The sequence below is a fragment of the Actinacidiphila sp. DG2A-62 genome, assembly GCF_035825295.1.
Classification (GTDB): Bacteria; Actinomycetota; Actinomycetes; order Streptomycetales; family Streptomycetaceae; genus Actinacidiphila.
Window position 1 is genome coordinate 282231 of sequence record NZ_JAYMGI010000002.1, and the last position, 26527, is coordinate 308757.

Annotated in this window: 23 protein-coding genes and 3 pseudogenes; 8 read left to right on the plus strand and 18 right to left on the minus strand. The window is 75.7% G+C overall.

Features of this window, described 5'->3' with window-relative positions:
* Positions 1 to 6 precede the first annotated feature (6 nt).
* Positions 7 to 981 carry an alpha/beta hydrolase family protein gene (locus tag VSR01_RS01745; protein ID WP_326447522.1) on the minus strand — a complete coding sequence of 325 codons (975 nt, stop codon included), beginning with the start codon at positions 979 to 981 and terminating at the stop codon, positions 7 to 9.
* Positions 982 to 1221: 240 nt separating this feature from the next.
* Here VSR01_RS01745 and VSR01_RS01750 point away from each other — a divergent pair.
* Positions 1222 to 1829 (plus strand): annotated as a pseudogene (locus VSR01_RS01750) (TetR/AcrR family transcriptional regulator).
* A 113-nt stretch (positions 1830 to 1942) separates the two neighbouring features.
* On the opposite strand, the gene VSR01_RS01755 reads toward VSR01_RS01750, so the two are convergent.
* Entirely contained in the window at positions 1943 to 2839 is an 897-nt protein-coding gene (locus VSR01_RS01755) for an SDR family oxidoreductase (protein WP_326447523.1), read from the minus strand.
* Between the two features lie 115 nt (positions 2840 to 2954).
* Between VSR01_RS01755 and VSR01_RS01760 the strand changes: the two genes are divergently transcribed.
* Complete coding sequence (locus VSR01_RS01760) at positions 2955 to 3551, plus strand: TetR/AcrR family transcriptional regulator (protein ID WP_326447524.1); 597 nt, start codon at positions 2955 to 2957, stop codon at positions 3549 to 3551.
* A 170-nt stretch (positions 3552 to 3721) separates the two neighbouring features.
* The gene (locus VSR01_RS01765; RefSeq protein ID WP_326447525.1) at positions 3722 to 5668 is read left to right on the plus strand and encodes an arabinofuranosidase catalytic domain-containing protein; all 1947 of its coding nucleotides are present in this window, start codon (positions 3722 to 3724) and stop codon (positions 5666 to 5668) included.
* 183 nt (positions 5669 to 5851) lie between these two features.
* Here VSR01_RS01765 and VSR01_RS01770 read toward each other — a convergent pair whose 3' ends face one another.
* The 4 genes from VSR01_RS01770 to VSR01_RS01785 form a co-directional block, all read right to left on the minus strand.
* Entirely contained in the window at positions 5852 to 7477 is a 1626-nt protein-coding gene (locus VSR01_RS01770) for a CYTH and CHAD domain-containing protein (protein ID WP_326447526.1), read from the minus strand.
* A gap of 132 nt (positions 7478 to 7609) precedes the next feature.
* Positions 7610 to 7795, minus strand: coding sequence for a hypothetical protein (locus VSR01_RS01775; protein WP_326447527.1), 186 nt, complete (start codon positions 7793 to 7795; stop codon positions 7610 to 7612).
* 17 nt (positions 7796 to 7812) lie between these two features.
* Positions 7813 to 7941 (minus strand): LPFR motif small protein, encoded by a 129-nt coding sequence (locus VSR01_RS01780; RefSeq protein ID WP_326447528.1) that lies wholly within the window; start codon positions 7939 to 7941, stop codon positions 7813 to 7815.
* Between the two features lie 212 nt (positions 7942 to 8153).
* Positions 8154 to 10112 carry a glycoside hydrolase family 15 protein gene (locus VSR01_RS01785; protein WP_326447529.1) on the minus strand — a complete coding sequence of 653 codons (1959 nt, stop codon included), beginning with the start codon at positions 10110 to 10112 and terminating at the stop codon, positions 8154 to 8156.
* Between the two features lie 275 nt (positions 10113 to 10387).
* Here VSR01_RS01785 and VSR01_RS01790 point away from each other — a divergent pair, with 275 nt between their 5' ends.
* The gene (locus VSR01_RS01790; protein WP_326447530.1) at positions 10388 to 10855 is read left to right on the plus strand and encodes a hypothetical protein; all 468 of its coding nucleotides are present in this window, start codon (positions 10388 to 10390) and stop codon (positions 10853 to 10855) included.
* Positions 10856 to 11252: 397 nt separating this feature from the next.
* Here VSR01_RS01790 and VSR01_RS01795 read toward each other — a convergent pair whose 3' ends face one another.
* The 10 genes and pseudogenes from VSR01_RS01795 to VSR01_RS01840 all read right to left on the minus strand — a co-directional run bounded on the left by VSR01_RS01795 (position 11253) and on the right by VSR01_RS01840 (position 20121).
* Positions 11253 to 12329 (minus strand): SDR family NAD(P)-dependent oxidoreductase, encoded by a 1077-nt coding sequence (locus VSR01_RS01795; RefSeq protein WP_326447531.1) that lies wholly within the window; start codon positions 12327 to 12329, stop codon positions 11253 to 11255.
* Between the two features lie 120 nt (positions 12330 to 12449).
* The gene (locus VSR01_RS01800) at positions 12450 to 13640 is read right to left on the minus strand and encodes a zinc-dependent alcohol dehydrogenase (protein WP_326447532.1); all 1191 of its coding nucleotides are present in this window, start codon (positions 13638 to 13640) and stop codon (positions 12450 to 12452) included.
* Positions 13641 to 13708: 68 nt separating this feature from the next.
* The gene (locus VSR01_RS01805) at positions 13709 to 14026 is read right to left on the minus strand and encodes a hypothetical protein (RefSeq protein WP_326447533.1); all 318 of its coding nucleotides are present in this window, start codon (positions 14024 to 14026) and stop codon (positions 13709 to 13711) included.
* Positions 14027 to 14184: 158 nt separating this feature from the next.
* Positions 14185 to 14948 (minus strand): annotated as a pseudogene (locus VSR01_RS01810) (methyltransferase domain-containing protein).
* Between the two features lie 92 nt (positions 14949 to 15040).
* Positions 15041 to 16462, minus strand: a complete 1422-nt coding sequence (locus VSR01_RS01815; RefSeq protein WP_326447534.1) for a GH12 family glycosyl hydrolase domain-containing protein — start codon at positions 16460 to 16462, stop codon at positions 15041 to 15043.
* Between the two features lie 217 nt (positions 16463 to 16679).
* Positions 16680 to 17264, minus strand: coding sequence for a hypothetical protein (locus VSR01_RS01820; protein ID WP_326447535.1), 585 nt, complete (start codon positions 17262 to 17264; stop codon positions 16680 to 16682).
* Positions 17265 to 17538: 274 nt separating this feature from the next.
* Positions 17539 to 18105 carry a DUF5709 domain-containing protein gene (locus tag VSR01_RS01825; protein WP_326447536.1) on the minus strand — a complete coding sequence of 189 codons (567 nt, stop codon included), beginning with the start codon at positions 18103 to 18105 and terminating at the stop codon, positions 17539 to 17541.
* Between the two features lie 5 nt (positions 18106 to 18110).
* Positions 18111 to 18659 carry a type 1 glutamine amidotransferase domain-containing protein gene (locus VSR01_RS01830; RefSeq protein ID WP_326447537.1) on the minus strand — a complete coding sequence of 183 codons (549 nt, stop codon included), beginning with the start codon at positions 18657 to 18659 and terminating at the stop codon, positions 18111 to 18113.
* Positions 18660 to 18938: 279 nt separating this feature from the next.
* A complete protein-coding gene (locus VSR01_RS01835) occupies positions 18939 to 19442 on the minus strand; it encodes a DUF6328 family protein (protein WP_326447538.1) in 504 nt (167 codons plus the stop codon).
* Between the two features lie 55 nt (positions 19443 to 19497).
* Positions 19498 to 20121 (minus strand): alpha-ketoglutarate-dependent dioxygenase AlkB, encoded by a 624-nt coding sequence (locus VSR01_RS01840; RefSeq protein ID WP_326447539.1) that lies wholly within the window; start codon positions 20119 to 20121, stop codon positions 19498 to 19500.
* 156 nt (positions 20122 to 20277) lie between these two features.
* Between VSR01_RS01840 and VSR01_RS01845 the strand changes: the two genes are divergently transcribed.
* Positions 20278 to 21819: an ATP-dependent DNA ligase gene (locus tag VSR01_RS01845; protein WP_326447540.1), complete on the plus strand. Its 1542-nt coding sequence runs from the start codon at positions 20278 to 20280 to the stop codon at positions 21817 to 21819.
* A gap of 183 nt (positions 21820 to 22002) precedes the next feature.
* Positions 22003 to 22659, plus strand: coding sequence for an endonuclease (locus tag VSR01_RS01850; RefSeq protein ID WP_326447541.1), 657 nt, complete (start codon positions 22003 to 22005; stop codon positions 22657 to 22659).
* Positions 22660 to 23204: 545 nt separating this feature from the next.
* On the opposite strand, the gene VSR01_RS01855 is transcribed toward VSR01_RS01850, so the two are convergent.
* Complete coding sequence (locus VSR01_RS01855) at positions 23205 to 23627, minus strand: hypothetical protein (protein WP_326447542.1); 423 nt, start codon at positions 23625 to 23627, stop codon at positions 23205 to 23207.
* 378 nt (positions 23628 to 24005) lie between these two features.
* On the opposite strand from VSR01_RS01855, the pseudogene VSR01_RS01860 reads away from it, so the two are divergent.
* A pseudogene (locus VSR01_RS01860) lies at positions 24006 to 24472 on the plus strand (YchJ family protein).
* 48 nt (positions 24473 to 24520) lie between these two features.
* Here VSR01_RS01860 and VSR01_RS01865 read toward each other — a convergent pair.
* Positions 24521 to 25849, minus strand: coding sequence for an MFS transporter (locus VSR01_RS01865; RefSeq protein ID WP_326453448.1), 1329 nt, complete (start codon positions 25847 to 25849; stop codon positions 24521 to 24523).
* A gap of 478 nt (positions 25850 to 26327) precedes the next feature.
* Here VSR01_RS01865 and VSR01_RS01870 point away from each other — a divergent pair, with 478 nt between their 5' ends.
* The gene (locus tag VSR01_RS01870; protein ID WP_326447543.1) at positions 26328 to 26501 is read left to right on the plus strand and encodes a hypothetical protein; all 174 of its coding nucleotides are present in this window, start codon (positions 26328 to 26330) and stop codon (positions 26499 to 26501) included.
* Positions 26502 to 26527: the final 26 nt, after the last annotated feature.

Here is a 26527-nt window from a genome sequence, read left to right on the forward strand (position 1 = left end):
CCTGGCTCACTTCGCCTCGACGCGGCCCAGCGGCTCGTCGTCCGCCGCCAGTTCGGCGACGGCGGCGCTCCACGCGGAGTCGTCCGAGGCGAGCGCGCGCCGCAGCCAGGCCCAGGTGAGGCGCTGGACCAGGGCGACCTTCGCGGGGCTCTCGTCGGTGGTCTCCCTGGCCTCGTAGCCGGGGATGCCGCCGAGCGAGTGCTCCGCGCCGAAGACGGTGAGCAGCGCCTTGTCCCCCGGGCTCAGGGTGTAGGCGTCGGTCAGCCAGTCCGGTCCGCGCACGCTCAGCGGGGAGTCGTCCCGGTCGCCGGCGACGACGAGGGCGGGCGCGGACATCCGGGAGAAGTCCGGGTTGATGAAGGGGAAGTTCTCGGCGGCGTGCGGCGTCAGGTCGGCGCCGCCGGTCCCCGCGGTGGCGAGCAGCACGCCCGCGGCGACCCGCGGGTCGGTCAGGTCCTCGCCCGTCCCGTCCGCCGGCCCGTTCCCGGCGCCGAGGACGCGCAGGCCCAGCAGGCTGCCCGCGGTCTGGCCGCCGAAGGAGTGCCCGGCGACGGCGACGCGGTCGCGGTCCACCCGGCCGCCGAGGCCGGGCACCGCGGCTTCCACCAGGTCGAGGTGGTCCAGCACGCGTGTGACGTCCTCGACCCGGATGCGCCAGATCCGCGGCGTGCGCGGGTCGTCGGGCGTCAGGCCCAGCGTCCTGGAGTCCAGGTGGGTGGGCTGGACCACGACGAAGCCGTGCGCGGCCCAGAAGTCGGCGAGCGGTCCGTAGCCGTCCAGCGACGAGCCGAAGCCGTGCGAGAAGACGACGACCGGCAGGTCCCGCCCCCGCGCCGGGGCGGACACCCGCACCAGCAGGTCGTCACCGCGGCCCGGCGCGGGTATGCGCACGGGCTTCACGGAGACGACGGCGGCGGGCGCGGCGGGACCCGCGGCGTCGGCGGGAACGGAGCCGGCGGAGGGGGATGGTGTCGCGGTCATGGCGGGACGGCCTTTCGTACGGGGGAGGCGCGCCGTGCCGCGTCGGCGGACGCTCCGCCGGGAGCGGTCCCGGGGCGGCCCGCGGGTCCGTACGGCCTCGTCGGCGCCCCGCACGGCGCGGCGCACGGGTGGTCGCGGCGCCCCGCGCTCTGGCATGATGAACAAGCGGGACACCGTCCCGTTTGACGATACGGGACAGCGTCCCGTTTATCAATCACGCCGGCGAGGAGGGGGGACCCAGTGGCGGACAGCGAGACGGCGGGAGCGCGGGCGCCCGCGGACCGGCCGAGGCCGAAGCGGGCGGACGCCCGGCGCAACCAGGAGGCGCTGCTCGACGCGGCGGCCTCGGTCTTCGTCACCTCGGGCGTCGAGGCGCCGATCCGCGACATCGCCGCGGCGGCCGGGGTCGGCACGGCCACGATCTACCGCCACTTCCCGACCCGGGCGGACCTGATCATCGCCGTCTACCGGCACCAGGTCGAGGCGCTCGCCGAGGCCGGGCCGAAGCTTCTGGCGGCGCACGCGTCCCCGCACGCCGCGCTCGGACGGTGGATCGAGGAGTTCGTCAGCTTCCTGGTCACCAAGCACGGCCTGGCCGGCGCGCTCCAGTCCGAGGATCCCTGCTACGACCCGCTCCACTCGTACTTCGTGGAGCGCCTGGAACCGGTCTGCGCCCGCTTCCTCGACGAGGCCGCCGCCGCGGGCGAGATCCGCCCGGGCCAGGACGCGTACGAACTCATGCGCGCGGTCGGCGCCTTGTGCGCGGGGCCGGCCATCCCCGCTACGACGCACGGCGCGTGGTCGACCTCCTCGTCGCGGGCCTGCGCGCGGACCCCGTGGGCCCGTAGCGGCCGCGGAGCGGGCCGTCGCAGGAACACGCAGGGACGCGCAGGCACCTCTCGGGGACGCGCCCGGTCCCGGCGTGCGCTCGCGCGGACCCCCGCCCGGCCCGGTCCTCGCCCTACGCGACGCCCTCGGACGCCAGGTCGGCGAGCAGGCCCGGACGGGTCGGGGTCCAGCCGAGGGTGCGGCGGGTGTGGTCGGCGGAGACCGGGTTGTCCAGGCCGACGAAGCCGGCGAGGAAGCCGAAGTGCTCCTCCGCCTCCTCGGCGGCGATCGACGCGACGGGCACGCCGAGGCGCCGGCCGACGGCCGCGGCGGTGTCCCGCAGGGTGACCCCCTCCTCGGCGACGGCGTGCAGCCGCGAACCCGCCGGCGCGCCTTCGAGCGCCAGCCGGTAGAGCCGGCCGACGTCACGGGTGTCGGCGGACGGCCAGCCGTTGAGCCCGTCGCCGACGTACCCGGCGACGCCGCGCGCCCGGGCGATCTCGATCAGGCCGCCCAGCAGGCTGTAGCGGCCGAGGCTGTGGACGGTCGGGGGCAGCCGGACCACCGAGGACCGCACCCCCTGCTCGGCGAAGGCGACGACGGCGTTCTCGGCGTCGATCCGCGGGCCGCCGGGCAGCGCGTCCTGCTCGGTGAGCCGGCCCCGGAAGCCGGCGATGACCTGGCCGAGCGTCACGCCGGTGCCGATGAAGGGCTTGCCCGAGCCCTTGACCGCGGCGCCCATCGCCTCGATCGCCCGCAGGTCCGCGTCGACGGCGCCCATCAGGTCGCCCGTGCGCATCTCGTCGTGCTTGAACGCGAGGTGGATCACGCCGTCGGACCGGTCGGCGGCAGCGGCGAGGCCGTCCAGATCGTCCAGGTCGCCGCGCCTCACCTCCGCGCCGAGCGCCGACACCGCCGCCGCCGCGCGATCGGAGCGGGCCAGCCCGACCACGGTGTGGCCGGCGGAGAGCAGTTCCGGGATGACGGCGGACGCGATGTGCCCGGACGCTCCGGTGACGAACACGCGCATGACGAGTACCTCCTGGGCGGGCGCCGCGGCGACGGCCGCGGCACAACGATTGCACCTGGTGCAGTCACGATAACACCGGCGACTGCACTCAGTGCAATGGGTATGCTCGCAAGCGATGTCCAGATGGGAACCCGACGGGGTCGGCCGCCTGCAGGCCGCGGCCTTCGAACTCTTCGCCGAGCAGGGATACGAGCGCACCACCGTCGCCGAGATCGCCGAGCGCGCGGGGCTGACCAAGCGGACCTTCTTCAACCACTTCGCCGACAAGCGCGAGGTGCTGTTCGGGCCCGCCTCACAGGCGCAGCGCGAGGCGGTCGTCGCGGCGATCGCCGCGTGTCCGCCGTCGCTGCCGCCGCTGGACGCCGTGCTGCGCGGCCTGCTGGCCACGGCCGACTTCTTCCAGGAGCACCGCGAGTCGGTGATCCGCCGCAACGGGATCGTCGAGGCCAACCCGGAACTGCAGGAACGCGAGCTGAACAAGCAGGCCGCGCTCACCGACGCGGTCGCCCAGGCGCTGCGCGAGCGCGGCGTCGACGCCGACACCGCGCTGCTGTCGGCCCGCGCCGGCGCGCTGGTGCAGCAGACGGCGATGCGGCAGTGGATGCGGTCCGAGTCCGGCCGCCATCTGCGCGACCACATGACGGACGCCCTGGCCGCGTTGCGCGCGCTCACCGAAAGCCGGCCCTCGGGCCAGGCGTCCTCCTCCGCCTGATCGCCGTCCCAGCCTCCGCCTGATCGCCGTCCCAGCCCGACCGGCGGAAAGCAACACATTCGGACATCGACGGATGTCCGCCAGGCTTTGAAAGCAACAAATATTGACCCGCCCACACAGCGCGCGTACCTTCCGCTTCAGCCATCGCGCAGCGCCCACTCGACTGCCACATGGACGAGTTCAGCTCCATCCCCCACCACTTCGCAGGAGCACCCATGCGCAGAAGCAGAAGACGGCCTGCCGTCCCCGCCACGGTCCCGGACGCCCCACCGCACCGCCCGACCGTGCCGCGGTCCTGGAAGGCGGTGCTGTCGGTCCTCGCGACGTTCGCGGCCGTGGTCGGTGTGCTGGTCGGTGTGCCGGCGGCCTCGCAGGCGGCGGGCTCGCTGCCGTGCGATCTGTACGCCTCGGGCGGGACCCCGTGCGTGGCCGCGCACAGCACCACCCGCGCGCTGTTCTCCTCCTACAACGGACCGCTGTACCAGGTGACCCGCGCCTCGGACGGCGCGCGGACCGACATCGGACTGCTGTCGGCCGGCGGCTACGCCGACGCCGGCGCGCAGGACACGTTCTGCGCCGACACCACCTGCCGGATCACCAAGGTCTACGACCAGACCTCCCACCACAGCGACCTGGCGATCAGCCCGGCGGGCACCGCCGGCGCCGCCGACCGCGGCGCCGACGCCGCCGAGATCGCGGTGACCGCCGGCGGCCACAAGGTCTACGGCATCTGGATCTCACCGGGCGTCGGCTACCGCTACCTCGGCGCCGCCCCCGGCGTCGCCGTCAACGGCCAGCCCGAGGGCGTGTACATGGTCGCCAGCGGCACCCACGTCGGCTCCGACTGCTGCTTCGACTACGGCAACGCAGAGAGCACCCCCGCCGACACCGGCAACGGCCACATGGACGCCGTGTCCATCGCCACCACCTGCTACTTCTCCCCCTGCACCGGTTCCGGCCCGTGGGTCGAAGCCGACATGGAGAACGGCATGTTCCAGGGCGACAACGGCTCCAACACCAAGAACCTGGGCAACAACAGCACGTACGTCACCGCGATGCTGAAGAACAACGGGCAGGACACGTACGCCATTAAGGGCGGCAACTCTCAGTCCGGTTCACTGTCGACGTGGTGGAACGGCGGGCTGCCGACCCGCGGCGGCTACCGGCCCATGCACCAGGAGGGCGGCATCATCCTGGGCACCGGCGGCGACAACAGCAACCGCAACATGGGCACCTTCTTCGAAGGCGTCATGGTCTCGGGCTACCCGAGCGACGCCACCGAGAACGCCGTCCAGGCCAACATCGTCTCGGTCGGCTACAGCGGCGAGACCAACGTGCCCAACGGACCGCAGGGCACCATCACCGGCCCCGGCAACCAGTGCGTGGACGTCGCCGCCGACGACACCGGCACGAACAGTGCCGCGGTCCAGTTGTGGAACTGCCAGACGTACGCCGAGGACCAGCACTGGCAGCACAACGCCAACGGCTCGCTGAGCACCATCGGCCGCTGCCTGGACATCAACGGCAACGGCACCGCCAACGGCACCCAGGTCGAACTGTGGGACTGCAACGGCGTCGGCGGCCAGAAGTGGGTACAGCGCTCGGACGGTTCGCTGTTCAACCCGCAGTCCGGGCGCTGCCTCGACGCGCCCAGCGGCGCGACCGCCAACGGCACGCGCCTGCAGATCTGGGACTGCAACGGCAGCGCCGCGCAGAAGTTCGCCGTCAACGGCGGCGCCCCGGTCGCCGGTCCCGGCGGCCAGTGCCTGGACGTCGCGGCCGACGACACCGGTGGCAACGGCGCGGCGGTGCAGTTGTGGAACTGCCAGAGCTGGGCGGTGGACCAGCACTGGTTCCACAACTCCAACGGCTCGCTGCGCACGCTGGGCCGCTGCCTGGACATCAACGGCAACGGCACCGCCAACGGCACCCAGGTCGAGCTGTGGGACTGCAACGGCGTCGGCGGCCAGAACTGGCAGCAGCAGGCGGACGGTTCGCTCCTCAACCCGCAGTCCGGGCGCTGCCTGGACGCGCCCAGCGGCGCGACCGCCAACGGCACTCGCCTGCAGATCTGGGACTGCAACGGCAGCGCCGCGCAGAAGTTCGCACTGGGCTGACGCGTACGCGGCGGTCGCGAACCGCCCCCGCCGGGCCTGCCGTCTCACGCGGCCGGCCCGGCGGGCTCGTCCGCCCCGGGCGGGGGTGACCTCCGCCGTCGCGGCCCGGGGTCGCCCGCGGCGGGTGGATCAGGCGAGGCGGGCGAGCTTGCCGGAGCAGGCGCGCCGGCCTTCGGCAGCCGTTCACGCGCCGCCCGCTGCCGCTCCCGCTCGGCGGCGTGCAGCAGGCCGTACCCGAAGGTGGCGGCGCCCTCGCGGTGCGCGTCGTCCGCGAGGCCGACCAGCGCCGTGCGGGCGATCACGGCGTCCTGGTGCTCGCCGAGCAGCTGCTGCAGCGCCTTCGTGTGCTTGCGCCAGCCGGCGCGCCCGCTTCCCGCCGTAGGGCAGCGCGGTCTCCGCGGTGTGCCGGTAGCGGCGGACGGCCTTGCGGACCCCGTGCAGCGCCTGCTCGCGCGCCGTGCCCGGCGCCGCGTGCTCGGCCTTCGACAGGCGCTCGGCCAGCCGCCGGCGGTCCCGGCCGGCGGCCTTGCGCAGTTCCTTCGCTGCGGGCCGCCGGGCCTTGGGCCCCAGCGGCGGATCGGCGACCAGCGCGTCCAGTGCGTCGAGGAGGGCGAAGTACCGCGGCCCGTCCAGGACGTGGACGGCCGAGCGCCAGGCGGCGTCGTGGGCGGCCTCCTCCTGCGCGCGCACCCGCTGCGCCAGGCCGGCGAGCGCCGGACGCGGCGCCACGTCCTGCTCGCACAGTCTCGCGGCCTGCCGCGGCAGCCGCTCGGCCAGCACCTCGTGGTCCCGCGCCGCCGCCAACTCGCCGATCAGCCACTTCAGTTCGCGCGCCACCGGATCGGTCCTGGTGCGGTCGAGCACCCGGCGGTGGGCGCGCAGCGCGTTGCGCAGCCGACGTGCGGCGGACCGCATCCGGTGCAGCGCGTCCGGCTCGTCGGCGCGCGTCCCGGGGTCGGCGTGCAGCAGCGCGTCGCGCTGCTCGGTGAGACGGCGCAGCACCGCCTCACCGGCCGAGCCCTTCTTCGGCGACGCGAACGGCTCGGCCTCGGGTCCGAACGCCGCGCGGGCGGCGGCGAGTTCGTCGGCGAGGGCGCGGTCGACCTTGTGCGCGAAGGGCGTCGGACGCCAGCCCGCCGCGTCCAGGCCGCGGGCGGCGCCGCGCAGCACGCGCGCGTCGCCCTCGGCCAACTCGACCTCGATCTCGGACCACTGGGTGATGCGGGTGCGGCTTCCGGCCGCGTCCGCCGCGGTTCCGGGCGGCGAGGACGCCAGGGGCGTCGAGGACGCCTCGGCCGTCGAGACAGGGAGCGGGGACGTCGCCCCGTCGCCGGCCGGCGCGGCCTCGGGCACGCCGGGGTCCAGTGTCTGCGCGGCCACGTCGTCGAGCGCGACCTCGGCCAGGCAGCGGTCGCGGCGGTCGAGCAGCAGATAGCGCCGCCGGTGGGTGTGCAGGTGGGCGACCGGGACGAGCCCGGCGCCGCGGGTGTACGCCGCGACCTGCCGTGCCAACTCCTCGGGCACCGCGGCGGGTTCGTCGTCCTGCGGCGGTGCCTGCAGCTCCGTGCGCTCGGCCTGTCCGGCGGGCAGTTTGACGTGCCAGCCCGCGTCGTGGCCGCCGCGGCGGCGGCGCAGGGTGATGCCGCGCCGGGCCAGCCGCAGGTCGGCGGTGTCGTAGTGGACGGCGTCGAGTTCCTCGGGGGCGGCCTTGCGCACCCGTGCCACGTGCGGCAGCGTCCGCAGCTCGCGCGGATCGAAGATCCCCGTTCCCTCGAACGCGATTTCCCGTTCGTCGTGAACAGTCGTCATAGAGGTCGGTTGCCCCCGCTCCGGTCCCGCATGCGCCGCGGCCCGCCGTCCTGCGGGGCCTCACCGGGTCCCGCGAGCCGCTGTCGGGTGCGGCGCGCGGGCAGTGTTCGGCGGTGTCCGGTGGGCGCGGGTTCAGCCGGCGCGCCCGTCTCGGGCTTCCCCGGTCGGCGCCCGCCGGTCGTCGGCCTGGGCGGGCTGCTTCCGGGACGTGCGGCCGGAGCCCGGGGCCCGGGGCGTGGGGGCCTGCCCCGGCAGGTCGGGCGTCTCCACCTCCGGCGGCAGGTCGGGCGTCACATGTCCGCGCGAGGACTCGATCATGTCGTCCGCTCCCCCGCTCAATGGTGCCCGTGGGCGGAGGAGGACGCGCCGCCGAACAGCCGCGCCAGGGCGCGGAAGGGCAGCGTGACGACGGTGGCGATCGCGCCGCCGATCGCTCTGAGGACGTCGGCTATGGCCGTGAACATCTGGAGGACCCCTCTCGGGTACGGGTTCGGCCGGGACTTCCTCCCCCGCGGGCGTACCGGCCCCGGCTCTGACACCGGTCGCCTACCCGGTGACGGGCCAGGCATGGGGGCTGATGGAGGCTGATGAGGGCGGCCTCGCACTGCCTCGCGCGCTCGTGCTGCCGCGGGCCTCGCATTCCTTCGCGCCTCCGTGGTCCGGGGGCGTCCCGCCGTCAGCCCGGCCACGGCTCGGCCAGGCGCGCGGCGCACTCCAGCATGAGCGCGTGCACGAACGCCTGCGGCAGGTTGCCGCGCAGCTGGCGCTGCGCCACGTCGTACTCCTCGGCGAACAGTCCGGCGCTCCCGCAGGCGGCCCGGTTGCGCTCGAACCAGCGCAGTGCCGACGCGGTGCGGCCCTGCTGGTGCTCGGCCAGGGCCACCACGAAGCCGCACAGCACGAAAGCGCCCTCGGCCTGGGCGAGCGGGCGGTCGTCGTGGCGGAAGCGGTAGGCGAAGTGGTCCTCGGTCAGCTGCTCGACGTAGGCGCGCAGCGTCGCGACCGTCATCGGGTCGTCGGCGGGCAGTGCGCCGCGCAGCGGCGGCAGCAGCAGCGCGGCGTCCAGCCCCGGGTCCTGGGGTGAACGCTGCCAGCGGCCCGACGGGTGCGTGCAGTCGTCGGCGCAGGCGGCGGTGAGGGCGTCCGCGAGCGCGTCCCAGCCGGTGGCCAGTCGGACCGGCGCGCAGGCCCTGGCCGCCGCGCGCAGACCGGCCGCGCACGTCAGCCTGCTGTGCGCCCAGTTGCGCGGGTCCAGCTCCCACACCCCGGCGTCCGGCTCGGTCCACCGGTCCCGTACCGCCTCCGCGGCGACCCGCGCCGCCCTGCGTCCGTCGCCGTCCAGCCGGCCGAGGCGGGCGGCGGCCGACAGGAGCAGCAGGACCTCGCCGAAGGCGTCGAGCTGGAACTGCCGGTTGACGCGGTTGCCGACGCGGTCGAAGCCGCCGGGGTAGCCCGGCAGGTCCAGCCGCCGCTGGTCGGGGACGCCGCGCCCGTCGACGGTGTACGCGGGGGCCAGCCCGGGGCCGTCGTCGAGCACGCGCGCGGTCACGAAGCGCACCGCGTCGTCCAGCAGCGGGAGCGCGCCGGCCGCTGCCGCCGCCTGGCCGGCGTAGCACTGGTCCCTGATCCACACGTAGCGGTAGTCGTAGTTGCGGCCCTCCTCGGCGCGCTCGGGCAGGCTGGTGGTGGCCGCGGCGACCATGCCGCCGGAGGTCCCGGTCAGCCCGCGCATCACGGCGTGGGCCTGCCGCGCGTCGCGCGGGGCGATCACCGTGTCGAGCGGCGGCACCGCCTGCCGCCAGGCCTGTTCGGTGGAGTGCCACAGCCGGGCCGGGTCGGGCGCGTCGCGGGGCAGCTCGCGGTCGGAGAGCTCCAGCACCAGCTCCCGGTCCTCGCCGGGGCGTACGGTGAACTCCGCGGTCAGGGCCGGCCCGCCGTCCGCGGCGGCCGCGCCCGCGTCGTCGCCCCCGCTCCAGCGCAGCCGCAGGTCTCCCGCACGTGCGGTCCACCCGCCGCCCGGCCCGCGGCGCGGCGCGTCGAACGCGCCACCGCCGAAGTCGGCGGCCGGGGCGAGCAGGACGCGCATCCGCACCGGTGCGTCCAGGGCGGTCACCCGGCGCAGCAGCACCGCGCGGTGCGGGTCGCCCGGGTAGGCCAGCGCCTCCCGGCACTCCACGACGCCGTCGCCCGTGATCCAGCGGCTGCGGTGGACCAGGCCGCCCTCCTCGTAGTAGCCGCCGGTGACGAAGCGGCCGACCGGACCGACCGTGTACTGCCCGGGCCCGCCGATCAGCGCGGAGAACACCGCGCTGCTGTCCCAGCGGGGCGCGCACATCCAGACGATCTCCCCGGCGGGCCCCACGAGCGCGCCGCGCTCGCCGTCGGCCAGCAGGGCGTAGTCGCGCAGGGCGGCGGGCTGGGTGAGCGCTCCCGGCTCCAGCGCCGGACTCCGCACCGCCCGATGCTCCCGATCCGCCCGATCCGCCCGAACGGACCGCTCGGCCCGGTCGGCCCGGTCGGCCCGGTCGGCGAGGTCCGCGTACGAGGCGTCGTGCCCGTCCTCCTCGCGCAGGTGTGCGCGGGTGTGCGTACGGGGGTGCGTGCCGCCCCGCCCCTTTCCGCCGTGGTCCGCCATCGCGCGCTCGCCTCCTTCTCCCGGGCCCCGCCGCCGGGCGTGCGCCGCACGTCCGCGCACGTCGCCGGCGCCGTCGCCTCGTTCGACGGCTTCCCGGGGCACGGCGGTCGCTAACCCGCGCCGGCGGTCGCCCGGCCCGCGGCAGGGACGGACGGGTGCCGGCCGCGCCTCTCGGGCACCGGGCCGCCCGCGCGGCGGCGGCTCGCGACGCCCGCGGACGCAAGCGGCGGCCCGCGGGCACGCATGGGAACGGACGATCCGGTCACCCGAGCGGCATGATGCGAACCCTCACCCGCGGCGTCCTGGCCGGAGCGGCCGGCACGACCGCGTTGAACACGGTGACCTACACGGACATGGCCCTGCGCGGCCGGCCGTCCAGCAGTACCCCCGAGCGCGTCGTGGACGCGATGGCGGACCGGGCCGGCGTCGCGGTCCCCGGGTCGGGCGACCGGCGCGAGGCCCGGCTGAGCGGGCTGGGAGCGCTGAGCGGCATCGCCGTCGGCGGCGGGGTGGGCGCGGTCGGCGCGGCCCTGGGGCGGACCGGTGTGCGGCTGCCCTGGTGGGCCGGGGCGGCGGTGACCGGGGCGCTGGCCATGGCGGCCAGCGACGTGCCCGTCGCGCGCTTCGGCATCAGCGATCCGCGCACCTGGTCCGCCGCCGACTGGCTGTCGGACGTCCTGCCACACCCGGCCTACGGCCTCGTCACGTACGGCGCCGTGTCCGGCGCCGAGGCGCGGCCGTGACCGTACGCCGGCCGGGGGCGACGCCCTGATCGGGGCGGCCTCGGGCCTGCGCGGCCGGCTCGGGATCGCGGCGGTCCCGGTCACCGCGACGCCCCCGCCCGCGCGTACGGCCGGAACCACGCCGTCCGGACCGGCGGCACGGGCCCCGTCCCGGTCCGGCCCCCGCCGGCCTCGGCGCCGAGGCCGGAATCGCGCAGAGGGTCTGGACAGCGGTGTGCGACACCAGGACGCCGCACCTCTTGCCGTGCGCCCTGACGCAGCCCTCGGCGGGGAGGGCGGGGACCCGGCGTACGGTCCCGGCCGCCACGAGCGCCGGAACGCCGCGCGGGCCGCCTTCCCTGCCCGCTAGCAGCACCCACCCACACGCGTCGACGCCCGCCGCGCCGCCGATCAGGGCTCAGGCCTCCCCCGCGCCGCCGTCCGCGGGACGCGGCCCGTGCTGGTTGAGGCGCGCCGATGCCTTGTCGTTCAGGGCGCTGCCCCAAGCGCGGACGCGGCCGGCGAGGCCGGCCGGGTGGGCCGAGGGGCGGCGGGCCGCGTCGTGGCCCTCGACCACGCCGCCGGGCGCCGTGCCGGCGGCGGGCGGGGCATCGGGCAGGGCGCGGGCGGCGAGGCCGGAGAGGCGGGTCGTGGTCGCCGGGGCGATGCCGTGCAGCAGGCCGGCCGCCTTGCCCGCGGGGGTCAGCACGACACGCGGGCGCCGCCGCCGTACGGCGCCGACGATGCGCGACGCCGCGCGCTGTGCGTCCATCGACACCAGCGGCGTGCCGGCCAGCGCCGAGAACCAGGCGAACTCCCGGCCCTCGTCGCCGCCGAACTCCGCGTGCAGGTGCGAGCCGGTGCGCATGAGGCCGGGGTGCACGGCGGTCACCGACACCCCGCGCGCGGCCTCCTCCGCGTGCAGGCCCTCCGCGAGCGCCGCGACCGCGAACTTGCCGCAGGAGTACGGCAGCAGGTGCGGCACGGCGAGCAGCCCGCCGATCGAGCCGATCAGCGCCAGACGTCCGCCGGCCTCGCTGCGACGCAGGTGGGGCAGCGCGGCCAGCGAGGTGTGCAGCGCGCCGCCGAAGATTGTCCGCATGGTGTCGTCGAACTCCTCGGCGCCGAGCGCCTCGACCGGCGCGACCTGGATGATGCCGGCGTTCGCCACCACCACGTCCACCCCGCCGCACTCCTCGGCCGTGGAGTCCAGCAGCCGCTGCACGTCCTCGCGTTCGCGGACGTCGCACACCTGGGTGCGGACGGTTCCGGGGCCGCGGTCACGGATCTGCTCGGCGGCGCGGTCGAGTTCGGCGGGGTCGCGCGCGGCGACGGTCACCGCGCAGCCCTGCGCGGCGAGTTCGCCCGCGATGAGCAGGCCGAGGCCGCGGGAGCCTCCGGTGACCACCGCGGACAGGCCGTCGAGGGACTCTCCGGCCAACGGCGTACGCCGCCGAACCGCCCCGCTGCCCCGGTGGGTTGCTGTGCTCGTCATGGCGCCTCCGTGACTCGTGGCGGGCGGGAGCGGCCGGCGATCCGTGGCACCGGGGCCGTGCCCGCGCCCGCGCTCGGCCGGCCCGGTCCGGGCTCGACGGCGGTCGGTCGGGACCGGCGGTCAGGGCTGGAACAGCACCTTGATCGCGCCGTCCTCCTTCTTTTGGAACATCGCGTACGCGTCCGGCGCGCTGTCCAGCGGCATCCGGTGGGTGGCGAACTCGTCGACGCCGAGCGGGTCGTCGTCGGTGAGCAGCGGCAGGATCTCGTCGCTCCAGCGGCGGACGTTGGCCTGGCCCATGCGCAGCTGGATCTGCTTGTCGAACAAGGTCAGCATCGGCATCGGGTCGGCGGCGCCGCCGTAGACGCCGCTGATCGAGAGGGTGCCGCCGCGCCGCACCAGGCGCACCGCGAGGTCGAAGGCGGCCAGCCGGTCGACGCCCGCGGTGGCGGTGAGCTTCTCGCCCCACGAGGCGGGCAGCAGCCCGGCGGCGGTCTGCGCGAGCTTGGCGACCGCGCTGCCGTGGGCCTCGGTGCCGACCGCGTCGACCACGCTGTCCGCGCCGCGCCCGTCGGTCATGTCCCTGACCGCCTCGGTCAGCTTCTCCGGCGACTCGAAGTCGCGCAGGTCCAGGACGGTCGCACCGTCCCGACGGGCGCGCTCCAGCCGCTCGGGGACCAGGTCCACGCCGATGACCTGTCCGGCGCCCAGGTGGCGGGCGACCCGGCAGCTCATCGCGCCGATCGGCCCGAGGCCGAGCACGACCAGCGTGCCGTCCCGCGGCACGTCGGCGTACTTCACCGCCTGCCACGCCGTGGGCAGCACGTCGGAGAGGTAGACGAAGCGGTCGTCGGCCGGGCCCTCGGGCACCTTGATCGGGCCGAACTGGGCCTGTGGCACCCGCAGGTACTCCGCCTGGGCGCCGGGCACCGCTCCGTACAGCTTGGTGTAGCCGAACAGCCGGGCGCCCATGCCGTGCTCGGTGACCTGGGTGGTCTCGCACTGCGTGGGCAGGCCGCGGCTGCACATCCAGCACGAGCCGCAGGCGATCTGGAACGGGACCACGACCCGGTCCCCTGCCTTCAGGTTCGTCACCGCGGAGCCGGTCTCCTCGACGACGCCGATCGGCTCGTGCCCCAGGATGTCGCCCGGGGTCATGAAGGGCGTGAGCACCTCATAGAGGTGCAGGTCGGATCCGCACAGTCCGGAGGAGGTGACGCGGATGACCGCGTCCGTGTCCTCCTGGATGGCGGGGTCGGGCACGTGTTCCACCCTGACGTCCCGCTTGCCGTGCCAGACGGTTGCGCGCATGGTGTCTCACTCCGCTCCTCGACGCTTTCCGCGGTGACGGTCCCCGCGGCCTCGTGGACGTCCCCGCCCTATCCCGCGCGGCGGACGGGCGTGCCGACCTGGGCCGGCTGCCTGGGCAGCCTCGGCGGGCCGTAGCCGCCGACCGCCTTCTGCCGCCTGCCGCCGTCCTCGATCTCGTGCAGCCGGGACCGCAGCGCGCGGATCACCGGTGTGCGCGCCCGGTGCGCGCTCTCGTAGCGCAACAGCGCCTCGACCTGCTCGCGCGGCATCCGCGCGGCCCGGCTCTCCACCAGGACCTTGGGCAGGTGGTCGTAGTCCGCTATCGGGGGACGATCTCCCGCCGTCCCGTCACCGGTCCCCTCGTCCCACATGTCCACGTCTCTCACCTCGACGTCCTTCGTCCCGTTCGCCCCCGAAGTCGTTGATGCGGCTGCCCGCACGAGGGCGGCGCAAACAGGACCCGCCGAGCCGCCGCGCCGTGGTCATGACGGAGCGTCGCGCGGCCGTCCCGCGGCGTCTGCGGTGGAACGGGTCGCGCACCCCCTCACACGGCGGGCTTGCGCGCCTCGATCAGGAAGCGGGTGGAGTGCGCGACGAACGGTCCCCGCGCCACGATCAGCTCGTGCAGGTCGCGCAGGCGCTCCCGGTACGCTTCGACGGTGAAGCCGGGCACCATCCAGACGACCTTGCGCAGGAAGTAGACCACCGCGCCGATGTCGTGGAACTCCGTGCGCAGCGACTCCAGCCGCAGGTCCAGCACCTCCAGGCCGGCCGCTCGGGCCCCGGCGCGGGCCCGGTCGGGGTGCCGGGCGCTCCTGACCGCCGGGGGCTGCGGGCCGAGGAAGAACTCGACCAGTTCGAAGACGCTGGCCGGGCCCACCTGCTGGGAGAAGTACGTGCCCGCGGGCCGCAGCACGCGCGCGATCTCCTGCCACCAGACGGTCACCGGGTGGCGGCTGACCACGAGGTCGAAGGCGGCGTCGGCGAAAGGCAGCGGCGGCTCGTCGGAGTCGGCCAACACGACCGCGCCGCGCGGGTGCAGCAAGGCGGTGGCCTTGGCGAGATTCGGCGGCCAGGACTCGGTCGCGGCCATCAGCGGCGGCAGCACCGGCACGCCGGCCAGCACCTCGCCGCCGCCGGTCTGGATGTCCAGCGCGGCGCGCGCGAGGGCCAGCCGCTCCCCCATCGACCGCTGGTAGCCCCAGGACGGCGCTGCTCGGTCGCCCTGCCGTCGAGCCAGGAGAAGTCCCAGCCCTCGACGGGCACGGACGCGGCCTCTGCCACCAGGTCGTCGAACGAGGGCGCCATGATCACAGCATGGCGTCCGGCCGGGGACCGCGCCAAGCGGATTTCCCCGGCCGGAGGCCGAACGTGCCGCGGGGCCTGTGGAGAGCCTGGCGTCAGCTCGCCGTGCAGGTCAGCGTCGGGACCGCGCCGGAGCCGGTGCCCTGGAAGCCGAAGGACGTGGAGGCGGAGGCGGCGAGGCTGCCGTTGTAGCCGGCGTCGACCGCGGTGACCGCGCTGCCCGACTGGGTGACGGTGGCGTTCCAGGCGTTGGTGATGTGCTGGCTGCCGGCGTAGGTCCAGCCGACCCGCCAGCCGTGGATCGCCGTGGTCCCGCTGGTCACCGTGACGTCGGCGGTGAAGCCCGACCCCCAGTCGCTGGACACCCGGTAGCTGGCCGTGCACCCGCCGTCGCCGGGCGGGTTGCCGCCGCCGGCCGTGGTGGTCGCGGTCACCGGGGACGAGGCGGCGGAGGCGTTCCCGGCCGCGTCGCGGGCCTTGACGGTGTACGTGTACGCGGTCGAGGCGGCGAGCCCGGTGTCGGTGAAGGAGGTGCCGGTGGCGGTGCCGGCCAGCTGGCCGCCTCGGTAGACGTCGTAGCCGGTGACGCCGACGTTGTCGGAGGACGGCGACCACGACAGCGAGGCGGAGGAGGCGGTCGTGCCGGTGACCGTGAGGCCGGCCGGCGCGGAGGGGGCCTGGGTGTCGCCGCCCGGGTCGCCGCCGCTGCCGGCGCCCGCGGTGAAGGAGAACGACGTGGTGGCCAGTCCCTGGCCGCCCTGCCAGACCTCGAAGCCCGCCTCGGCGTCGATCAGGTAGTGCGCCGGGTTCACCGAGCCGCGGCTGACCGCGTCGTCGATCAGCGCCTTGACGTCGAGCCCGGAGACGGAGGTGGCGCCGCCCTGGAGGACGTACGAAATGATCTTCCAGGACGTCTGGTTGCCGGTCCACACGTCCCAGGAGTGGCCCGCCGCGGTGGAGGTGCCGGTCTTGCCGCCGAACGGCTGCACGCCGCCGCGGCTGTTCAGCCAGATCATGATCTCGGTGCCGTCGGGCTGGCCGGCGGTGGTGGGCGTGGAGTTGATCCACAGGTCGTACGCGACGTCGTACGCGCCCGAGCCGACCTGTGTGGTGCTCCACGAGGAGGTGGCGCTGCCGAGCTTGCTCACCTGGATCGGCAGTCCGCTGTTCGGCGTGCAGTCGCCCCAGTGGCAGCCCTTGAAGATCGAGGGGTAGGTGGCGGGCGCGCCGTTGGTCGGCAGGTTGAAGTTCGCGGTGTCGATCGACCAGGCGGTGCCGCCGTTGTACGTGATGCACTGCTGGGCGGTCGAGTTCCACTCGTTGGCCTGGATGGTGTAGTCGCCGGCCGCGATGGTGTCCTGCGGCTGGCAGGTCGTGGTGGCGGCGTGCGCCGACTGGGCGACGGTGACCGGCAGCACCAGGGCGGCGGCCGCGGCCAGCGCGGCGGCGACCGCGCGCAGTCGTGGCGCGCGGGGGTGCGCCGCGCGGGGGCGTGATCGGAGGAGGTGGCGTTTCACGGGACGGTCCCTTTCGCCGGACGTGGGGGGATGACCCGGTCCGCAGGAACGAAATGGGAGCGCTCCCACTGGCGGGCCGCCACACATCAAGCCAGGATGCTCCGGCGACGTCAACCCCGCCCGCACGCACTCGGCTCACGACGCGGCGTCACACCACCGGCCGGCCGCGGCCTGCGCGCCGTCGGGGGCTGCTTCCGGTGGCCGGCGGGGGCGCGGCTCAGGGGTTGGCGATCGTGGTGAAGGCCGCGGCGAGGCTCTCGCTCTCGTCGGCCGGGACGAGCCGTTCGATGGCGGTGACGAGGTCGCGGCGCTCGTGGAAGAGGTACTGGTAGGCCTGGGCGAGCGCGCCGTCGATGGTGAGGACGCGGGTCTCCTCGGGGTGGCCGCCGACGATCGCGCGGTCCAGGATGTCCTGGATCAGCTCGCCCTCGTGGCGGTCGCGGCCGACCAGTTTCTCCGGCGCGCCGTGCCGGGTGAGCGCCTTGCGGACGGTGGCCTCCTTCGCGGCGTTGTGGCGCGCGAAGGTGTCGGCGAGGGGGCGCAGATCCTCGGGTTCGGTGGCGCCGCGCATCCTGACGTCCTCGACCATGGCGAGCAGCAGTCCGCCGGAGGTGGCCAGGCTCGCGCCGAGGCCGGTGGGGACCTTCAGCGGTTCGCGGGCGGCCCGGCTCGCCGCCGCTCCCGCCTCGGTCGCCCCGGTGGGTTCCGGGCTTCGTGACCCGGAGTCCTGGTCGGACCGTCCGCCGCGGTGCGGCCAGTGGAAACGTCCGCGCCGCGGGTGGTTCGTCGGCGCGTCCGGCACGGCCGTGTTGGTGGGCGCCGCCGCCGAGCGGTCGGGCCGGGCCGGCCGCCCGGGTTCCTGAAGTCGCCTGCATCGCTCATCCCGCGTGCTCCTTCCGCTTCCGCTTCGTTCTCCGGGCGGGCGGTCCGCCGGAGCGGCCGCCCGCCCGTGGTTCTCGTCGCCTCCCCCGCCGTCGCGCCGGTTCCTCGCCGGGCGACCCGTCCCGGGCCGCTCCGGTCCGCCGGGCGGGAGCCCGGCGGGAAGACGGGCCGGACGACCGGCCACCGGGCCGGGTTCAGGGGCCGGGGCCGTCCCGCGGCGGCGGCAGGTCCCCGCGGGGCACGGCGAAGCCCTCGTCCACCGGGTCCGGCACCACGTGCATCGCCGCCTCCTCCGCGGAGGCCGCGCCGCCGTCGATGCCGACGTCCGCGCCGGTCATGCCCTCCTCGCGGGAGTGCGCTCCCTCGTCCGGCCCGACCAGTCGGCCGGAGCGGCGGTCGCCGACCTCGGCGTCCAGGAGTTCGCCGTCGGTGTCGGAGGCGTCGCCGAGGCCGTCGCCGTCGACCGGGCGGGCGTCGGGGTTCTCCCGGCGCAACCGGGCGTCGAGGGACTCGCCGGTGCGCTGCTCGTCCGCGGTGGTGCCGGTGTCCTCGACCGCGAACGGCCGTTCGGGCGGTGAGTACCCCTCGTCGAGCACCTCCTCGAGGCCCCGGTCCAGCAGCGTGTCCTCCGGCTCCAGCGGGCCCGCGTCCTCGCGGATCTCGCTGTCGTCGGGCTGGTAGACCTCGTCGCCCCAACCGCCGCGCGGATCGCCGCCGGCGCCGTCGCGGTCGGCGCCGCCCGGGTCCTGACCGTCGCTCATGCCGGTCAGCTCCGGACGCTGCCCGCGCGGGTCTCGGTGAGGATCGCCTCGCCGAACGCGCCGAGGTCGTCGGGTTTCCGGCTGGTGATCAGCGTGTTCGGGCCCGCCGAGCAGATCCGCACCCGCTCGTCCACCCAGGTGCCGCCGGCGTTGCGCACGTCGGTCCGCAGGCTGGGCCAGGAGGTGAGGGTACGGCCGCGCACCACGTCCGCCTCGATCAGCATCCAGATCGCGTGGCAGATCGCCGCGACGGGCTTGCCGGCGTCGAAGAACGCCCGGACGAACCGGACCGCCTCCTCGTCGGTGCGCAGGAAGTCGGGGTTGGCGACGCCGCCGGGGAGCACGAGCAGGTCGAAGTCCTCCGCGGAGGTGCCGGCGACGGTGGTGTCGACGGGGAAGGTGTCCGCCTTGTCCAGGTGGTTGAACGCCTGGATCCTGCCCGGGGAGGTCGACACCAGCCGCGGGTTCGCGCCCGCGTCGTCGAGGGTCTGCCAGGGCGAGGTCAGTTCGACCTGCTCGACGCCCTCGGGGGCCACCAGGAATGCGGTGCGCACGGTTCTCACGTCCTTTCGGGATCCGGCCGTTCGCGCTGTCGCGGACGTCGGCGTCGAAACCGGGTGAATGACGCCTTTTCCGAGTACGGGCGGTCGCCTACCCGGGGCCTTCGGGCGGAAACGGACGCCGTCCCGGGTCCACCGGACCGGCCGTCCCCCGCCCCCTCCATCATGGGCACGCATCCGCCGCGCACGCCCGTCGGCGTGGCCCCGGCCGGTCCGTGGGCCCGCGGACCCACGGACCGGCCCGGACCGGCCGGACCGGCGCGATCTCGCGGCTCAGCGCGCGCCGGGCCCGCTGCGGTGCCTGGCCCACAGGGGGACCACGGACCAGCACAGCACGAACCACGCCACCACCCCGCCGACCAGCCACGCGGCACCGGTGTCGGCCATCGCCACGCGCAGCACGAGCAGCAGCGAGCACGCCATGGTGCACAGCAGCAGGAGCAGGCCGAGGACGGTGAGCCGGGAGGCCCAGACGACCGTCTCGGGCTTGAGCTTGCGGCCGGTCAGCAGCCGGTGCATGGCGACCGGGCCGACCAGCGCCCCGGTGGTGGCCGCGCCGAGGACGACCGTGACGACGTAGAGATGCCGGTCGGTGTCCGACAGCGAGGTGAAGCGCTGCTGGAAGATCACCGTCAGCAGGAATCCGAACAGGATCTGCACGCCGGTCTGGGCGACGCGCAGTTCCTGGAGCAGGTCGCCCCAGCGGCGGTCGGCCCGCTCCTCCTCGGTCTCGTGCCGCCCCGTGTCGGCCCCGGCCGGGCCCTTGCTGTCCGTCATGCCCGCACGCCTACCCCGGAAGCCCTCCCCCACTGCCCCGAGGCACGCGACCGGCTCAGCGCACCCCGCGGGTGCGGAACTGCACGCTGATCCGTCCGCCCACCTCGGCACGCGTCTTGGGCACGGCGTGGTCCCAGGTGCGCTGGCAGGAGCCGCCCATGACGATGAGGTCGCCGTGGCCGAGCGGCTGCCGGACGGCCGTCGGGCCGCCCCCTCGGGGGCGCAGCACCAGGGGTCTGGGGGCGCCGAGGGACACGATCGCGACCATCGTGTCATGGGTGCCGCCGCGGCCTATGCGGTCGCCGTGCCAGGCGACGCTGTCGCGGCCGTCGCGGTAGTGGCAGAGTCCGGCCGTGGTGAAGGGCTCGCCCAGCTCCTCGGCATAGTGCGCGCTGAGGCGTTCGCGCGCCTCGGCCAGCACCGGGTGCGGCAGCGGCTCGCCCTCCCCGTAATGAGCCAGCAGCCGCGGCACCGCGACCACGTCGTCGAACATCCGGCGGCGCTCCTCGCGCCAGGGGACGTGCTCCGCCAAGTCCTCGTAGACGTCGTCGGAGCCGGAGAGCCAGCCGGGCAGGACGTCTATCCACGCGCCGTGGCCGAGGTGGGTGCGGCATGCGGCGGTCAGGTCGCCGAGGCCCGGCGCTCCGGTGGCGAAGATGGACGATTGCTGATGGCTCATGCGGCCAGCCTAGCCCAGTCTCGTACGTACATTCGATTCCCCGTTCGAGTGACTTCGAGTGAATTCGAGTGGTTCCGGACCGGCCGTCACGCCCGGACGTCCCCGCCGCCGGGGCCGGGCCGCGCGGAAACGCCTGCCGCGCAGGAGGATGGACGCATGCTCTTCGCCGATGTGGCCAGGGTGTCCGCGGAGGTTGCGAGGACCTCCGCGCGGACGCGCAAGACCGCGCTGCTCGCCGACTTCTTCCGGGCCGCCGAGCCCGACGACGTGCCGATCGCCATCGCCTACCTGGCCGGCCTGCTGCCGCAGGGCAGGCTCGGGGTGGGCTGGGCGGCGCTGCGGGACCGCGCCGCTCCCGCCGAGCAGCCGTCGCTCACCGTCCGCGGCGTGGACGCGGCGCTCACCGAGGTGGGCGGGCTGTCCGGCGCGGGCTCGCAGGCCGCCCGCCGCTCGCTGCTGCAGTCGCTGTTCGCAGCGGCCACCGAACGCGAGCAGAAGTACCTGCTCGGTCTGCTCACCGGCGAGGTGCGGCAGGGCGCGCTGGACGCGGCGGCGGTGGAGGGCCTGGCCGCGGCGACGGCGGCGCCGCCCGCGGAGGTGCGCCGGGCGGTGATGCTGGCCGGCGCTCTGGAGCCGGTGGCCCGCGCGCTGCTGGCCCGCGGACCGGCCGCGCTCGGCGAGTTCGCCATGACGGTGGGCCGGCCGCTGCAGCCGATGCTGGCGAGCAGCGCGAAGAGCGTCGAGGAGGCGGTCGCCAAGCTCGGGCCGTGCGCGGTGGAGGAGAAGCTGGACGGCATCCGGGTGCAGGTGCACCGGGAGCCGGGCGCGGTGCGGGTGTTCACCCGGACGCTGGACGACGTCACGGCGCGGCTGCCGGAGGTCGCCGCGGCGGCGGCCGGGCTGCCGGCCGAGCGGTTCATCCTGGACGGCGAGGTGCTGGCCTTCGACGACGCGGGGCGGCCGCGGCCGTTCCAGCAGACCGCGGGCCGGGTGGGCTCGCGCCTGGACGTCGTCGCGGCGGCGCGGGCGCTGCCGTTGCGGCCGGTCTTCTTCGACGTGCTGTCGGTGGACGGCCGCGACCTGCTCGACGCGCCGTACGCCCGGCGCGTCGAGGAGCTGATCCGCCTGGTGCCCGAGGAGTTGCGGGTGCGGCGGCTGGCCGTGGCCGATCCGGGGGACACCGAGCAGGTGACGGCCGCGGCCGGCTTCTTCAGCCGTACGCTCGACCGCGGCCACGAGGGCGTGGTGGTCAAGGGAGCGGCGAGCCCGTACGCCGCGGGCCGGCGGGGCGCGTCCTGGTTGAAGGTGAAACCGGTGCACACGCTGGACCTGGTGGTGCTGGCGGTCGAGCGCGGCCACGGGCGGCGCGCCGGAAAGCTGTCCAACCTGCATCTGGGGGCGCGTGACGAGGACGGTTCCTTCGTGATGCTCGGCAAGACCTTCAAAGGGCTGACCGACGCGCTGCTGGACTGGCAGACCGAACGGCTGGGCGCGCTCGCGGTCGCCGACGACGGCTATACGGTGACGGTCCGCCCGGAGCTGGTGGTGGAGATCGCCTACGACAGCGTGCAGACCTCGCCCCGCTACCCGGCCGGCCTGACCCTGCGGTTCGCCCGTGTCATCCGCTACCGCGAGGACAAGAAGCCGTCGGAGGCCGACACGGTCGCGACCGTGCGGGCCGCGCACGGCGGCGGCTGACCGTCACGCATACGCCTCCTGCCCCCGGGTACCCGCGTCCTCGCCGCGAACAGCGGCCGGCGCAGGTCGGCGCCGGCACAGACCGCCGCGGGCACCGGTCGGCGCGGGCACAGGTCAGCGCCGCGCCGGAGAACCGGCGCCGGCACCGCCCGCGAGAGACCCTGGCGACGGAGGCGAATCGGCATGGCCCCCACACAGCGCGCCGTGGTGACGGCGCTCCTCGACGAGTGCGGACGCACCTACGCCGACGAGGCCGGCATCCGGCTGCGCGACACGCCGCAGCCGCTGTACCGGCTGCTCGTCCTGGCCGACCTGCTGAGCACGCGGATCCGCGCGGACATCGCGATGGCCGCGGCCCGCGAGCTGAGCGAGGCGGGAATGCGCGACCCGGCGTCGATGGCGCGGGCGACCTGGCAGCAGCGGGTCGACGCGCTGGGCCGCGGCGGCTACCGGCGCTATGACGAGAGCACCGCGACCCGCCTGGGCGAGGGCGCCGAACTGGCCGCCCGCGAGTACGGCGGCGACCTGCGCCGGATGCACGAGCGGGCCGGGGACGACGTGCGGGCGCTGCGCGAGGAGCTGACGCGGTTCCCCGGCGTCGGCCCGACCGGCGCGGACATCTTCCTGCGCGAGGTCCAGGGCGTGTGGCCGCACATCGCGCCGTATCTCGACGCCAAGGCGCTGGACGGCGCGCGCCGCCTCGGCCTGCCGGACGACCCGGCGAAACTGCGCCGCGCCGCGCCCGACGCGCCTCCCGAGGTGCTCGCCGCGGCCCTGGTCCGGGTCGCCCTGGGCAAGGACGCCGCGGATTCGGTGCGCGAGCGCGCGGGGTCCGCCTGACGCCCGGACCGTGACATGGCCGGGCCCGCCGCCGCGCCGGCCCCCGCCTCACACCAAAGGCGCCCGCGCCTCCCCTCCCCCTCCGCCTCCGGGTCGGCGCCGGTCAGGTCAGGTACCCCTCGGAGATCTCCTCGGGCCCCAACGGCCACGCCTCCCGTGGCGCGACCACAGCGCGTACGCGATCAGGCCGAGCGCCAGCCGGGCCGGGGACCACTCGATGAGGTGCGCACGGTGGACGCCCCGATCCGCGACCGCCCCCAACCCGCGCCCCGACCGCGCGTGGCGGCCGGCGCGCCGGGCGAGGACTCGGTGCTGCTGGGCACGTCGACACGGTCATGACGGCGCTGTCGCGTCGGCGCAGTCGCGACAGCGCTGGGCGCGCGTCGGCGCAGTCGCGACAGCGCTGGGCGCGCGTCGGCGCAGTCGCGACAGCGCTGGGCGCGGCCCGCGAGGCGGTCTTCAGCCGCCCCGCCGCGGTCCGCGGGGCGGCGCCGCCGTGACGCCGGCGACGCGCCGGCGTCGAGGGCCGGACGGTCGCCGGCCGCTCACTGGTTGTCGAGCCGGAGCTGCACCTCTTCCTCCTGGTCGCCGGAGGCCGTGCCGACGACGCGTACCGAGAACGCCTCGGCGAGGCCCTCGCGGAGGCGGTCCACCGCGCGGTAGCCGCCCTGCGCGGTGAGGGTGACCGGCTCGCTCAGCCGGGCCGGGCCGGGCAGCCCGAGGGTGCGCGAGACGTCGAAGGTCGCGGCCCACACCACGTGGCCCTCGCCCTCCTCGTCGGACGGCTTGTCGCCGGGCGCGCGGTCGGCGGGGAACGTGGTGTGCAACGCCGCGAAGATCGCCCGCGCGTCGTCGGTGGCGCAGCTCGCGAGCGTGACCGCGACCTGCGCGGCGGGGTCGGCCGGCTGCTCCGACGCCTGGGAGGGGGTGGGCGTCGGGATCGGTGACTGGTCCTGCGGAGTGCTCACGACGGTTCCTTCCGGAGTGCGTGCGGGGTGCGGTGCGGCGGTGCGGGCCGCTGTACCGGCCGCGGGTACGGGCAGGGCGCGCGCCGGTGGCCGGGCCGACGGGGCCGCCGTGCCCGGACGCCCCGGAGGCGGGCCCCCGCACGCGGCCCGCGCCCGCGGTCCGTCACCGACCCGGTGTGCGCCATGGTCAGCGCATTTCCGGACCGGGCCGGAGGAAACCCGGCTTTCCGCCGAACGGGTGCCTCCCGTCCGGCGGACCCGGATGCGCGCGCCGCCGCCGCGCGCCGGGTCGCCCGCGCGAGCGCACGCCCGGGGCCAGGGGCTCGCGGCCGCGGGGTCCGCGCCGGGGCGGGCCCGGGGGTCGGGCAGAATCGGGGGATGGTGAGACGTGCCAAGCGCCCTGCCCGCCCGGCCGGCGGTGCCCGCGTGCCGTCCGGCTCGTCCGCGGCGGCCCCGCCGTCCGGGACGGACGGTTCGGCCGCGTGTCCGTGCGGGCTGGACGAGGCGTACGCGGCGTGCTGCGGCGCCTTCCACAGCGGGCGGGCGGCGGCGCCCACGGCGGAGCGGCTGATGCGGTCGCGGTACGCGGCCTTCGCCGTGGGCGACGCGGCGTACCTGCTGCGGACCTGGGCGGCGGCGACCCGCCCGACCTGGAGCTGGACCGCGGCGTGCGCTGGACCGGGCTGGATGTGCTGGGCTCGACCGGCGGTTCCGCGTTCCACACCGAGGGCACGGTCGAGTTCACCGCGCGCTACCGGGTCGGCGGACGTTCCGGTGAGCAGCACGAGAACAGCCGGTTCGCCCGCGAGGACGGCCGCTGGGTGTACGTCGGTCCGCTGACCTGAGACCGTTCCCTCCCCCGGCCTCCCGCGTGTCCCGGCCCGGCGCCGGGTTCAGGCGACCGGGCGGCGCGCGGTGTAGGACGCGAACCCGCGCTGAAGCACGCCGACGAGGACGATCGCGGCGATGCAGGCGAGTCCGCCGCCGACGACGGCCGCGGCGGGCGAGAAGAGGTCGGCCGCGGAGCCGGCGAGGAAGTCGCCGAGCCGGGGGCCGCCCACCACGACGACGAGGAAGACGCCCTGGAGCCGGCCGCGCATGTCGTCGGGCGCGGCGGCCTGGAGCATGGTGTTGCGGAACACCATGGAGATCGTGTCCGCGCAGCCCGCGACGGCCAGGAAGAGCAGCCCGAGCAGCAGGTCGCGGGTGAGCCCGAAGACCGCGACGGCCGCGCCCCACGAGCCGACGGCGACCAGCACCGCGAAGCCCTGGCGCCGGACCCGGCCGAGCCAGCCGGAGAAGACGCTGCCGAGCAGCGCGCCGACCGCGGGCGCCGCCGCGAGCAGGCCCACCGTGCGGGTGCCGCCGCCGTACCAGAGTCCCGCGACGGCGGGGAAGAGCACGCGCGGCTGGGCCAGCACCATCGCGCACAGGTCGGAGACGAAGGTGGTGCGCAGGTTGGGGCGCGAGGCGAGGTAGCGCAGCCCCTCCAGCACCGACGGCCTGCGGCGGACCGTGGCCGTGCCGCCGGTCCGCGCCCCGCCGTTCCCGTTCCGCGCCGCGCCGCCGACCGCGCCCTTGCCGGCACCCGTGGCTTCGTCGCCTGTGCCTTCGTCGCCCGCCTCCCCGTCGCCGGGCAGCATCGCGGGCAGCCGCCACATCGCGTACAGCGAGGCGGTGAACGCCGCCACGTCGATCAGGTACGCCGCCTGGTAGCCCCACAGGCCGACGAAGACGCCGCCGAGCATCGGCCCGGCCATCTGCCCCACGCCGCCGGCCAGCGACGCGAGCGCGTTCGCCGCCGGGAGCTGCTCGGCCGACAGCAGCCGGGGGATCATCGCGGAGCGCGCGGGCGAGTTCATCGCGAAGCACACCGCCTGCAGGGCGACGATCGCGTACAGCACCCCCACGTACCGCAGGTCGGCGATGGCCACGGCGGCCAGCGCGCCGGAGAGCAACGTCGCGCCGAAGGCGCTGACCAGGCCCAGCCTGCGCCGGTCCACGACGTCGGCGACCGCGCCGCCGTAGAGCCCGAACACGATCAGCGGGACGAGGGAGCACAGGCCGACCAGGCCGACGTAGAAGCTCGACCCGGTGATCGCGTAGACCTGGAGCGCGACGGCCATCGCGGTCATCTGCTGGCCCAGGTACGACACGGTGTTGCCGCACCACAGCCGCCGGAAGTCGGGGTGCTCGCGCAGCGGGGTGATGTCGGCGAGCATCCTGGCCGCCCGGGAGGAGCGCTCGGCCGCGCGGGCCCGCGGTGACCCGGACGGCCCAACGCCCGGCCGGGCGCGCCGGGCCCCGGGCCTGTGGTCCTTCTCGCTGTTGAGCACGGGAAACCGTAGCAACCGGGCCCCGCGCGCCGGCCGCCGGGTGGCCGGCCGGGGCGGAAAACCGGCTGGTGACGGGGTGCGCCCCGGCATACGCTGTGCGGGACGAACCGGCTCCCGGGGACGGCATGCGACCGCTGCGGACCCCTGGAGCCCGTCCCGGAACGAGTCGCCACCACGGCCGCGCTTCCGGCACCGCCCCGCCGCCGCCCGTGCGGCACGGGGCGCCCACGGCGCCACCGCGTCCGCTTCGCCCGACCGAGGAATCCCCCGGACCCTCCGGGGAGCAGACCCGCCCGGGCACGACGGCGCGGACGACACGGCCGCGTCCGGCGTTTCCGGGCCACGCGACGTTAAGGAGTGCGCGGTGTCATCCGACCAGCTCACACGCGAGGAAGAGGCGGCCGAACGCGCCGCCGACGCCGGTCCCCTGACCGACCATGAGCGTCCCTTCGACGCCTGGTCCCGGTGCGCCCCGATCCGGCTCGCCGGTTACGAGGACGATCCGACGGAGACCCACATCCTGCGCGGCATCGACTGATCCGGCGGTGTGGTCCGGAGGCTGAT